Consider the following 12,107-nt stretch of genomic DNA (forward strand, 5'->3'; position numbering starts at 1 on the left):
GTCTCGACGGTCACGCCTGGCGCAACCTTGACGGTCGTCGCCCGGGCCGAGGACGGATCCGAGCGGCGCTTCCAAGCCCGGGCACGGATCGACACGCCCACGGAGCTCCACTACTTCCGCGAAGGCGGCATCTTGCCGGCCGTGCTCCGGAAGATGATCGCCAACTCCTAGGGCCGCTTTAAGGGGTGCGAGCGCCCGCTCCGAGTGGGGTGCCCTCCTTCACCGAAGGTGGCGCAGATGCACCTCCTTGCGCTGGGCGCCGATGTTAGGCTCGGCCGGAAAAGAGAGAAAGGGCTGCTCAACGATGCTGCGCGTCGTCCTTGCAGAGGACAACCTGCTGGTCAGGGAGGGGACGAAGATGCTCCTCGCCTCGACCGGTGAGATCGAGGTCGTCGGGGCCGCGGCCGACGCGGTCGAGGCGGCAAAGCTGGTCGCCGAGCTCTCCCCCGACGCCGTCATCACCGACATCCGGATGCCCCCGGGGTTCCGCCTCGAGGGCATCGAGCTCGCTTTGCAGGTTCGTGCCGAGCACCCCGAGACGGGGGTCGTCGTGCTCTCGAGCCACGACGACCCGGAGTACGCCCTGGCGCTATTCAAGGACGGATCCGCCGGGCTCGCGTACTTGCTCAAAGAACGGATCGCCGAGCCGGAGCATCTGATCCACGCGGTGCGCGAGGTATCGCGCGGCGGCTCCGTCATGGATCCGAAGGTCGTCGACGCGCTGGTACATCGTGAGGCCGGCGCCGCGGGCTTGTCACCCCACGAGCAAGAGCTTCTGAATCTGATGAACACGGGATGCTCCTACGACGAGATGGCCGTGCGGCTGGGGATCCCCCCGACCGCCGTCGACCACGAGGTGAGCCGCGTGCTGGCGAAGCTGGCCGAGGCGGCGAGCCGCGGAGTCGAGGTCGCCATATCGGAGCTGCGGAAGCTGCACACCGTCCTCGTGCAGAAGGAGCGGAACACGGTGGCGCTTTCCCAGTACCTCTCGCCGCAGGTCGCGAAGTCCATCGTGACCGAGGCGTCGCTCAAGCCGACCAACGTCGAGGTCTCGGTCGTGTTCACCGACATCCGCGGGTTCACGACGCTCTCCGAGATCACCGAAGTCGCAACGCTCGGCGCGCTGCTCAACGAGCACCTGACGGCGATGAGCGAGCTGGTGATGGCGCACGACGGCATCGTGGACAAGTTCATCGGGGACGCCGTCATGGCGGTGTTCGGCGCGCCGGTAGCGCTCGCCGACCACGCGCGCAAGGCGGTCGACTGCGCGCAGGCGATGATCGCGCGCCAGGTCGAGCTCAACAGCAAGTGGTCGACCGAGGGCAATCCGCCCTTCGGGGTCGGCATCGGCGTGAACACGGGCAAGGCGATGGCCGGCGCGGTCGGGGGCGCGAAGCTCGAGTACACGGTGGTCGGTGACGCGGTCAACGTCGCGCAGCGCCTGAACTCGCTCGCCGGCCCCGGTGAGATCGTAGCCAGCGAGGAGACCGTCAACGCGGCGGGCATGCCGCCGGCGGATGTCGAGACGGTAAGCGTGAAGGGCCGCGAGAAGCCGGTGCGCGTCGTGCGCATCCGGGGCGACATCGGAAAGGAGCAGACATGAGCGTCGTAGAGACTCACGACCTGCGCAAGAACTACGAAGCGGAGGGCGCGCCGGTTCGCGCGCTGCGAGGCGTCGACATGAAGATCGAACCGGGCGAGTTCGTCGCGGTCATGGGGCCGTCGGGTTGCGGCAAGTCGACGTTGCTGAACCTGATCGCCGGGCTCGACACGCCCACCGACGGCGAGATCTCCGTCGCCGGCGAATCGCTCGCCGGGAAGGACGAGAACGATCTCGCGAAGATGCGCCGCAAGCACATCGGGATCGTGTTCCAGTTCTTCAACCTTCTCGAGGGCATGAGCGTGCTCGAGAACGTCACGCTCCCCGCCGTGATCGCCGGGATGCCGCGCAAGCAAGCGGAAACCCGCGCGCGCGACCTGCTGGACCTGCTCGGGCTCGCCGACAAGGCGAAGAACGCGCCTGGGGTGCTGTCGGGTGGTCAGCGGCAGCGGCTCGCGATCGCGCGGGCGCTGGCGAACTCGCCGACGCTCGTGCTCGCCGACGAGCCGACCGGGGCACTGGACTCGGCCGGCGGCGTCGAGGTGATGGAGCTGTTCCGGCGACTCCACAAGGACGGCCAGACGATCATGCTCGTCACCCACGACGTAAAGGTCGCCGAGAACGCCGACCGCATCGTGAAGATGCGCGACGGCCGGATCGAGAACGGCGAGTCCGCGTCGTCCGGCGAACGCCAGCAGGTTTCGTTCGGGACGCTGCTCTCTCCCCCCGCGGAGCCGGGCGGGCAGGCCTAGGCCGGGCTTCCTTCGATCCGAGGAGACCGCCGTGGCCGCGGTCTGGATGAGGCTCCACGTCGAGCTGCGCGCGCGCTGGCGCGCCTGGCTGGCGCTCGGGCTCATCTTCGGGATCGGGTCCGGCGCCGCGATGGCCGCGCTCGCCGGCGCTCGCCGCACCGAGACCGCGTATCCGCGTTTCGTTGAGGCCCAAGACGGATTCGACGCGCTGTCCGGCGGCGGTGGGACCGACAAATCCGACGAGGACTTCCTTCGGATGAAGACGCATCCAGCCGTCGCATCGGCGGAAGAGATCGTCATCCTCGCCGGCCAGTTCACGATCCCGGCGAAGGGAGCGCGTGAGGAAGTGGTCGTCGGATTCCCAGAAGCGTTCGTCGTGAGCAACCCGTCGGGCCGGGTGCCCTACGTGACCAACCGCGCGAAGATCCTGGAAGGACGTCTCCCCGACCGCGCGAACCCGCACGAACTGGTCGTGCCGTTCACGGTACGCGATCGGTACGGGATCCGGACCGGCGACCAGATCATCCTAGGCATGGGCTTCGACGACGAGTTCGGGCCCGTCGAGGAGGTCCCCGTCGAGGTCGTGGGCGTCGTGGCGGCGCCGGGAGACTTCGAAGCCGTGGGGCAGACGCTGTTCTCCATCCTCTACGGCACCCCGGCCATGTATGAGCGCTACGGCGACCTTCTTCCGCAGCCGCTCCCGCTGGACATCCGCAACCTCGGGTTCCACCTGAAGGGGGGCTCGTCCGCAGCAGCGGCGTTCAAGCAATCGATCGAGCGCGAGCTCAACATCGACATCCCGGTCATCGAACCCGTGATCCGCAGCGGCGTTCAGAAGACGATGCGCCTGTACGCCGTCGCCCTGTTGGTCGTCGGCGCGCTCATCGCCGTCGCGACCGTCGCCATCGTCGGCCAGACGATCGCGCGGCAGACCACGATCGACTCCTCGGACCATCCCACCCTGCGCGCGCTCGGGTTCTCGCCGTCGCGACTCGTGGCGTTGGGCTTCCTGAGGGCTGCGATCATCGGTGTGATCGCCGCCCTCATCGCAGCCGTGACTGCCGGTCTCGCTTCCCCACTGTTCCCGATCGGTCCGGCCCGCACCGCCGAGCCGTCACCGGGGTTGACGCTCGACGCGACGGTGATCGGACTGGGATGCGGCGCGCTCTTCGTTCTCATTCCCCTGATCACCTTGCTCCCATCGCTCCGAGCCGTGCGAGCCGCCGCGCTCGAGCGCGACGTCGGTGAGGACACCCGCCGGTCGTTGATCGCGCGCGCTGCCTCGGGACTCGCGCGGTCCCCCGCGACGTCCGCAGGGCTCAGGATGGCGCTCGAGCCGGGCCGGGGACGGTCGTCGGTTCCGGTGCGGTCCACGATCCTCGCCGTGGCCATGGGCGTCGCCGCCGTTAGCGGCTCGCTGGTCGTCGGCGAAAGCCTGACGAACCTCATCGAGGAGCCCGCCCTTGCGGGCTTCACCTACGACGCCCTGCTCCCCGATGACATGAACGAGCCGACGCCCGAACACACGGCGGAGCGCGTCGCCGCGCTACGGCAGATCCCGTACGTCGACCGCCTCGCCGTCGGAACCGCGCTGAACATCGTGGTCGGCGGTGCCGACTCATTCCTCGTCGCCTTCGCCGAGGATGGTGAGATCGGATACGCCATCATCGACGGCCGCCCACCGACCGACATGCTCCACGGTGACCTCCCCGAGATCGCACTCGGGGCCGTCACCATGCGGCGCCTCAAGCTCAAGCTCGGGGATACGGTCGAGTTCGCGTATCCGCCTGAGGGAGCGGAAGACGATGAGGAAGGCGAGGGTGAAGAGCCGCCGCCACTGATGCAGCGCGCGCGGATCGTCGGGGTCGTCGCCGTCCCACCGTTGCCTTTCGCCGTCACCGAGCCTGGCGAGGGGGGGCTGGCCACAGTCGGCGCGGTGAACTCGTTCAACCCAGACCACCGCGCCGGATGCTGTTACGTCGCCTTCGAGGAAGGGACCGATCTGGATGAAGCTCAGGCCGCGCTCGAAGAAGCCGGCTTCGAGGTCTTCCCCCGCACCAAGCGCACCGACCTGGCGACCCTAGAAAGGATGAGTCGACTGCCGATCCTGTTGTCGGCGATCTTCGCGGTCATCGGCGCTGCGGCATTGGCGCATGTTCTGACCACCTCCATCCGACGCCGGCGCCGCGAGCTCGCGATCTTGAAAACGTTGGGCTTCACCAGGGGCCAGGTGCGGACCGCGGTTGCCTGGCAGGTCAGCACGACGACGATCCTCGCCGTGCTGATCGGGATCCCCGGCGGGATCGCGCTGGGACGGTGGGGGTGGGGCCTGGTCGCCGCGTACTTCGCCGTCGTGCCGGTCGCCGTCGCACCGCTCGCGCTCGTGGCCGTTGTGATCCCTGCGGCGCTGTTGCTCGGCAACATCGTCGCGGCGGTTCCGGCCCGCATCGCCGCCCGCACGAAACCCGCTCTCGTTCTGAGGACCGAGTAGCTATGAGCGCCGTTTGGATGCGAGCCCGCAACGACCTCCGCGCCCGCTGGCGCGGCGCGGTACTCCTCGCGCTCGTGCTCGGCGTCACCGCCGCGATGGCGATGACCGCCGCGGCGGGGGCGCGGCGGACGACGACGTCGTATCCGCGGTTGCTCGCGGAATCGAAGGCGTACGACGCGGAGGTCCAGCTGACCGGCGACGACGGCTCGAGCGACGCGGCGTTCGACACCGGCCAGGAGATCCTCGCGGCGGTGGCCGCGCTGCCCGAGGTCGTCGACCACGGCCGCATCGCGTTCGTCCCGGCGACAGAGGGCCGGCCGGGCGGCCCGCCACCGCCCTTCTCGTGGGACGTGTCGGCCGTCGCAAGAGTCGACCCAACGGTGGGCACCACGCTGGAGATCCCACGTCTGCTGTCGGGACGTCTCGCGGCTTTGGACAACCCCGCGGAAGCGATGGCGACGACGGAGTTCCTCGAGCAGCGCGGCCTGAAGGTCGGCGACCGGTTCACCCTGCAGCTGGTCACCTTCGACGAGATGCTCGAGCTGTTCTTCGGACGGAACCCGACCCCGACCGGTGAACTCGTACCGGTGACGATCGTCGGCTCCTGGCTGCTCCCCCACGACGTCTCGCTCCAGGAACAGACCGGGATCCTGATGCTTACCCCCGCCTTCTACGAGCGTTACAGCTCCGACAACGCCACCCTCGAGTCGCTGGTCGTCCGCTTGCGGAACGGCTCCAAAGATCTCGAGCCGTTCGTCGCAGGGGCGCGAGCGATCGCAGGGGTCGACGCGATCTCCGTCATCACCCAGGACGATCTGGTCTCGAAGGTCGACCGGGCGCTCGGGATCCAGAGCACGGCGCTCTGGGCGCTCGCGCTGGCGATCGGCGCCGGCGGGGCCCTGGTCCTCGGACAAGCGATCGGCCGGTGGGCGGCTCACGGAGAGGCCGACCTGCCGAGCCTGCGGGCGCTGGGGATGAGTCGAGGCCATCTCATCGCGTCGGTCGCTCTCCCGGCGTTGCTCGTGGGAGCGGCAGCGGCGCTCGTCGCCTGCATCGCTATGTTCCTCTTCTCACCCCTCGTCCCCGTCGGCCTCGCGCGGGATGTCGAGCCCGACGTCGGGCTCTTCTTCGACGGCACGGTGATGGCGCTCGGTGCCGCCGCCGTCGTCGCGGTCGTTGCACTGCGCGCCTGGCTCCGAGGCTTCGCACTCACGGGGCTTCGCTCCGGGGAGCTGCCGAGCCGCACCCGACCGTCCATCGCGATCGATCGGCTCGCGCGCGGCGGCGCATCCCCCGCTCTCGTGACCGGTGTGCGGTTCGCCGTCGAGCCCGGACGCGGCCGGACGGCCGTCCCCGTGCGCAGCGTGATCGCAGGCACCATTCTGTCGATCGTTGCCGTAGTCGCATCGTTCGTCTTCGGACGCAGCATGGAGAACATGCTCGCGAATCCGGCCACGTTCGGCTGGAACTGGGACCTGATCGTCTTCGGCGGCGAAGACCCGGCGTTCACACAAGACCTCCAGCGGAAGCTGTCGGGTTCTCGTCAAGCCGCCTCGCTCGCGCGCCTGGAGATCCGGCCTACGACGTTCCGCGGCTCCGACATTGAGACCTTCGCGATCACATCGGTGAAAGGCACGATCTTTCCGACGATGCTCGACGGTTCGTTCCCCGACGCACCGGACGAGGTTGCCCTCGCGAGCAAGACGATGCGCGCCGCGGGTGTCGGCATCGGGGACACCGTGACCTTCCCGGCAGCCGACTGCGCCGAGGGCGTCGAGTGTCCGCTCGCCTACCGCGTCGTCGGACGTTTGGTGTCCTGGAGCGAGTCAGAGGATCCCGATGTCGGCGCGGCCTTCACCGAGCAAGGACAACGGCGGATCGCGACGTCAGAAGGGTTCACGGACTTCGCTGTTCGGGTTCCCCGAGGGACGGATCCGGAAGCCGCGAGCGGGGCGATCAAGGAAGAGCTGGGCTCCGACGGGACGACGCCCACGCGGCCGGCGGCGATCGACAACGTCGCCCGGGCCCGCTCGATGCCGATGCTCCTCGCAGGCATCCTCGCCGTGCTCGCGCTGATCACGATGGTTCACGCGCTCCTCACGGCGGCCAGTCGCCGGCGGCACGATCTCGCAGTGCTGAAGACCCTCGGCTTCCTGCGGCGCCAGGTTCGCGCGGCGGTGGCGTGGCAGTCGATGACGACGGTCATGCTCGCGCTCCTCGTCGGGATCCCCGTCGGCATCGCGGCCGGCCGGTGGACGTGGAGCCTGCTATCCGACCGGCTCGGTGTGGATGCTCAGCCGGTCGCGCCGCTCGGATGGATCGCCTTGGGAGCGGCGGCGGTCGTGCTCCTCGCCAACGTCGTTGCGATGGCGCCGGGCCGCGTGGCCGCCCGCACGCGGCCGGCCGAGACCTTGAGGACGGAGTGACATGAGCGCCGTGTGGATGCGGCTGCGGGCCGAGACTCGCGCTCGCTGGCGGGCCTGGGTCGGCCTCGCGCTCGTCGCCGGATTGGCGGGTGGGCTCGTGACGGCCGCGGCGGCCGGCGCACGGAGGACGCAAACGGCATATGAGCGGATGTTGGCCACCACGTCACCGCACGACGTCTTCCTCTATCAATTCTCGGATGTGGGACTGACCGAGCTCGACCCCGATGCGGTCGTCGCGCTCCCCGAGGTCGACGAGGTCGCTCGGTTGAGCTGGTTCTGGGCGGACGTCGGGACCCCGGTGGGTATCGCGATCCCGCGCGATGAAAAGCTGGGGACGCAGGTCGATCAGGCCAAGATCGTCAGCGGACGGCGCGCCGACCCGGACGCTCCGGACGAGGCAACGGCAAGCTTCGCGGCCGCGGACCGCTACGGCATCTCCGTCGGAAGCAAGATCCCATTGTTCCCGAAGGAAACGCCGGACGACCCGCCGGAGGTGAAGCGCTATCGCGAGGCCTTCGTTGCGGCCGGTGCCCCGCTCGAGCTCCGCGTGGTCGGGATCCAGGCCGGCCCCTACGATCTGCCGCCGATCACCATCGGCAGCAGCATCGCCGCGTACGCGACCCCGTCTCTTTACCGGATCGCCTCGAAGGCGCAAGGGCTGTTCCAGTCGTCGATCGACTCGATTTCCGTCCGGCTCAAGCGCGGCGCCGAGGACCTCCCAGCGTTCGAGCGGCGGCTGCGGGGCCTCGCCGGGCCCGACTCCGAGATCGAGCTGGAGCCGCTCGCCAACACCGCGGCCAGCGTTCGGAACGCGATCGCGCCCCTGTCAACGGCCATGTGGCTGCTTGCGGGGATCCTCGGCCTGTCGTCGCTCGTGATCGTCGGTCAGACGTTGACGCGCCATATCGCCGTTTCCTCCGATGACAACGGAACGCTCGGCGCGCTTGGCATGACGCCGCCGGAGCAATGGATCGTCGCGATGGGCCGCACGCTGGTGATCGGCGTGATGGCCGCGGGCGTCGCCGTCGTCGTCGCCGTGGCGCTGTCGCCGCTCACTCCGCTCGGGATCGCGCGCGTCGCCGAGCCGTCTCCGGGCTTGCACGTCGACGCGTTCACGATCGCGACGGCGATCGCGGGCATGCTGATCGCGGTGCTGCTGGTGAGCGCGATGCCGGCGTGGCGCGCGACGAGCGCGGGCAGCGCCGCATCAGACAAGGCCCGCGGGTCGGCAGCTCCGAACTCGAAGGCCGTGGCAGCCTTCGCGCGTGCCGGCGCCTCCGTCCCGGCGGTGGCTGGAGTCCACATGGCGCTCTCTCGGGGCAGCGGAAGGGCCTCGCTTCCGATCCGTTCGACGATATTCGGCATCTCGATCGCCGGCGCCGCGCTCGCCGCTTCGCTCTGCGTGGCGGCGAGCCTCCACCATCTCCTGCAGACCCCGCGCCTGTACGGGCTGACCTGGGATCTGCAGATCGTCGAGTTCGACGCCGACGCCGATTTCAGCGTCCCGGCCCAGACGCTGAGCTCGGACCCGGGCATCGCCGCCCTGTCCTACGGCGGGACCGGATCGGTTGCGATAAAGGGTCGGACCGCCGAGGCCTATGCGGTCACTCCCATCCGCGGCGACGCCTATCCGACCATCGTCGACGGACGGCGCCCGAGCGCCGCCGATGAGATCGCATTGGGAGCGAGGACGCTCCGAACGATCGGCGCCGAGGTCGGCGATCGAGTCGACGTCTCCCTGCTCGGTGCCGCGGAGCGGTCGATGACCATCGTGGGGCGTGTAGTGAACCCTGCGCTGACCCAGGGAGAGCTCGGCGAATCGCCGCTGCTCGATTGGTTCAGCAATCGGGCGAACTTCGCCGAAAGCGATCGCCTGGCCAACACGATGCTGGTTCGCTTCGCCCCGGGGGCCGACATCGCCCGTCTCACCGGTCGGATCGAAGACCTCATCATCCCGGCTGAGGAGACCGCGTTCGTCGGCCTGAGCGACGTGGTCTCACCGAACGAAACGCCCCGCGACGTGGTGAACTTCGGCCGGGTCGAGAACCTTCCGATCGCGCTCAGCGTGGCTCTTGCAGCTCTCGCCTCGGCGGTCCTCGCGCACATGATCGCCTCCTCCGTACGGCGTCGCCGTCACGACCTCGCGATCCTGAAGACACTCGGCTTGGGCAAAGGGCACATCCGCGCGGTCGTCGGATGGCAGGCCACGACGCTCGTGGTCGCTGCGCTCGTGGTCGGCATCCCGGTCGGCGTCGTCGGAGGGCGATGGGCGTGGACCTCACTCGCCGACCGCGGCGGCGTCGTCCCCGCGCCGCGCGTCCCCGTCGCAGCGCTGGCGCTCATGATGCCGGCCGCGATCCTGCTCGCGAACCTCGTCGCGGCGATCCCGGGACGCATCGCCGCTCGCACGCAACCGGCGCTCGTTCTGAGGACCGAGTGATGGGCGCCGTCTGGATGCGATTCCGCGCGGAGCTCCGCAGGCGCTGGCGCGCGTGGCTCGGGCTCGCCCTCCTCGTCGGCGCCTTCGGCGGCGCGGTCGTCGGAGCCGCGGCGGGAGCGACCCGCACCGATTCCGTCGTCGATCGCAGCATCGCAAAGCGACGGCCGCCCGACATCTTCATCGTGCCCGTTTTCGGGATCCAAGAGCTCGGCCCGGAGCTCGCCGGTGCCCTGGATCTCGATCACCTCCGCGCGTTCCCCTCCGTGGCCGACGGAACACACATGTTTCTGCTTCCCACCGTCGAAAACATGGATGTCGCCGCCACCGACGATACGAGGTTGGGAACCGAGATCTTTCCATCCGAACTGGTCGAAGGCCGCTTGCCCGACCCCGATCGAGCGGACGAGGCCGTGGCGAACGTCGTGGCGATGAACCGTCTCGGCCTCCATGCCGGCGATCATTACACGATCCATTTCCAAACCAACTTCGGCTTCGGCGCCGAGCCGCGTCCCGCGGCGACCGTCCGGTTCCGTATCACGGGGATCACCGCTGGGCTGGGAGACCTCGCCGCGATCGCCGAGCCGGGGCTGTCCTTGACCCCTGCGTTCCTCGACCGATACGGCGACCGCTTCGACGACGTCCGCCAGGTCGAGCTCTCGATGCTGCGACTGCGGAACGGAGCGGAGTCCTACGCCGCCTTCCGCAAGGATGTCGAGAAGGTGACCGAAGGCACAACCGTCTTCTACAACGAGAGTGCCGGCTGGACGGAAGCGCGCCGCTCGTTCGGGCTCCAGGCGGATTCACTGTGGATCCTTGCCGGGGTGCTCGCGCTCGTGACCGTCCTCGTGCTGGGTCAAACGATCGCTCGGCAAACGTTCGTCGAGTCGGCCGAGCACCCTGTGTTGGGCTCGCTGGGCTTCACGCGGGCCCAACTGTCCTCCATCGGGATCCTTCGCGCAGCCACGATCGGGATCGCCGGAGCCCTGGCGGCGATCCTCGTGGCGGCGGGAACATCCCCGCTTGCGCCGTTCGGGAGCGCGCGGCTGGCAGACCCGAGTCCGGCTTTCTTGTTGCAGAGGGGTCCGTTAGCGATCGGCGCCGCGGCCATCGTGCTCGTCGTGGTCGCGCTCGCTCTCATACCATCCTGGAGGGCCGCGCGTGTCGTCGGAGCCGGTCCGGGCTCGATCGAAGAGTGGAACCGGCCGGCTCGGATCGCTGGAGCCGCGTCACGAGCCGTTCCCGGACCTTCCGCCGCCGTCGGCGTCCGGATGGCGTTCGAGCGAGGCCGCGGGCGCACGGCAGTGCCGGTGCGCACGACGATCAGCGCGACCGCGGTCGGGGTCCTCGCGCTAACGGCCGCGCTCGTCGTCGGCTCCAGCCTCGATCACCTGACCACCACGCCCCGCCTGTATGGATGGAACTGGGATGTGGCCGCCGTCTCCCCGGCGTTCAACGACGGCCAGGAGCCGGACCCCGCCGCCGGCGCGCGGAACCGGGCCGCGCTCCGTGCGCTTCCCGGTATCGCTTCAGTTTCCTTCGGTCCGGAAGGCGGTCAGTTGCTGGTGAACGACGTCATCGTCGAACCGTTCGGTCTCGAGCTCGGAGCAGCCGTGGCTCCTCCCCTCCTCGACGGTCGCGCTCCCGCCGCTCCGAACGAGATCGCGCTCGCCCGGAAGACACTCGCCGCCGCGCGCGCGAAGATCGGCGATACCGTCCAGGTCGGATTCCAGGGCACCACGGTCCGTGCGCCTTTCCGCGTCGTCGGCATCACCGTTCTCCCGCTCTCAGGCGACAGCACGACCCTCGGAGACGGGGTGTGGATCCCGGTCGAGGATCTGGGGCGGCTGTTCGGTGAGTTGATACCGATGGATCGCGCCCTGATCAGATTCGCCCCCGACGCCGATCGAGCCGCCATCGCGAAAACCCTCGGCGAGCGCTTCAACGCGGAGATCAAGGATGCCGAACCGCCGGGCACCGTCGTAGATTTCGGCGCCGTGTCGCAGATGCCGCATGTGCTCGCCGGCATCGTCGGGCTGCTCGCGGCCGGCACGATAGGTTACGGTCTCGTGACCGCCGTGCGACGGCGGCGGCGTGACCTGTCGATCCTCAAGGCACTGGGGCTCGACCGGAGACAGGTCCGCTGGGCGGTTGCCTGGCAAGCGTCGGCGACGGCGCTGGCGACGCTCGCGCTCTCGATCCCGCTGGGGGTGATCGCCGGCCGTCTGATCTGGATCGCATTCGCCAACGCGTCGGGGTTCCTCGCGGCTCCGATCGTGGACCTCGCGCTGATAGCGTTGACGGTTCCCGCGGCCGTCATCGTCGCGAACCTAATCTCTGCGCTTCCCGCCCGCATCGCGGCGCGGACGGTTCCCGCCGTCGTCTTGAGGACGGAGTGAGC

At 69.2% G+C, this 12,107-nt stretch carries 6 protein-coding genes; all 6 read left to right on the forward strand.

The window, feature by feature from the left end; all coding sequences use genetic code 11:
• Positions 1-304: 304 nt before the first annotated feature.
• The 6 genes from WEB06_05530 to WEB06_05555 are packed head-to-tail and all read left to right on the forward strand — an operon-like array spanning position 305 to position 12,105.
• On the forward strand, positions 305-1,603 hold the full coding sequence (locus WEB06_05530) for an adenylate/guanylate cyclase domain-containing protein (GenBank protein MEX2555074.1): 1,299 nt from the start codon (positions 305-307) through the stop codon (positions 1,601-1,603).
• Positions 1,600-2,352 carry an ABC transporter ATP-binding protein gene (locus WEB06_05535; protein MEX2555075.1) on the forward strand — a complete coding sequence of 251 codons (753 nt, stop codon included), beginning with the start codon at positions 1,600-1,602 and terminating at the stop codon, positions 2,350-2,352. The genes WEB06_05530 and WEB06_05535 overlap by 4 nt, the downstream gene beginning before the upstream one ends.
• 31 nt (positions 2,353-2,383) lie before the next feature.
• Complete coding sequence (locus WEB06_05540; protein MEX2555076.1) at positions 2,384-4,843, forward strand: FtsX-like permease family protein; 2,460 nt, start codon at positions 2,384-2,386, stop codon at positions 4,841-4,843.
• 2 nt (positions 4,844-4,845) lie between these two features.
• Positions 4,846-7,269 carry an FtsX-like permease family protein gene (locus WEB06_05545; protein MEX2555077.1) on the forward strand — a complete coding sequence of 808 codons (2,424 nt, stop codon included), beginning with the start codon at positions 4,846-4,848 and terminating at the stop codon, positions 7,267-7,269.
• A 1-nt stretch (position 7,270) separates the two neighbouring features.
• On the forward strand, positions 7,271-9,709 hold the full coding sequence (locus WEB06_05550) for an FtsX-like permease family protein (protein MEX2555078.1): 2,439 nt from the start codon (positions 7,271-7,273) through the stop codon (positions 9,707-9,709).
• Positions 9,709-12,105: an FtsX-like permease family protein gene (locus WEB06_05555; GenBank protein MEX2555079.1), complete on the forward strand. Its 2,397-nt coding sequence runs from the start codon at positions 9,709-9,711 to the stop codon at positions 12,103-12,105. Before WEB06_05550 ends, WEB06_05555 begins: the two co-directional genes overlap by 1 nt.
• The last annotated feature ends 2 nt before the right edge of the window (positions 12,106-12,107 follow it).

The organism is Actinomycetota bacterium, assembly GCA_040905475.1.
Taxonomy (GTDB): Bacteria; Actinomycetota; AC-67; order AC-67; family AC-67; genus DATFGK01.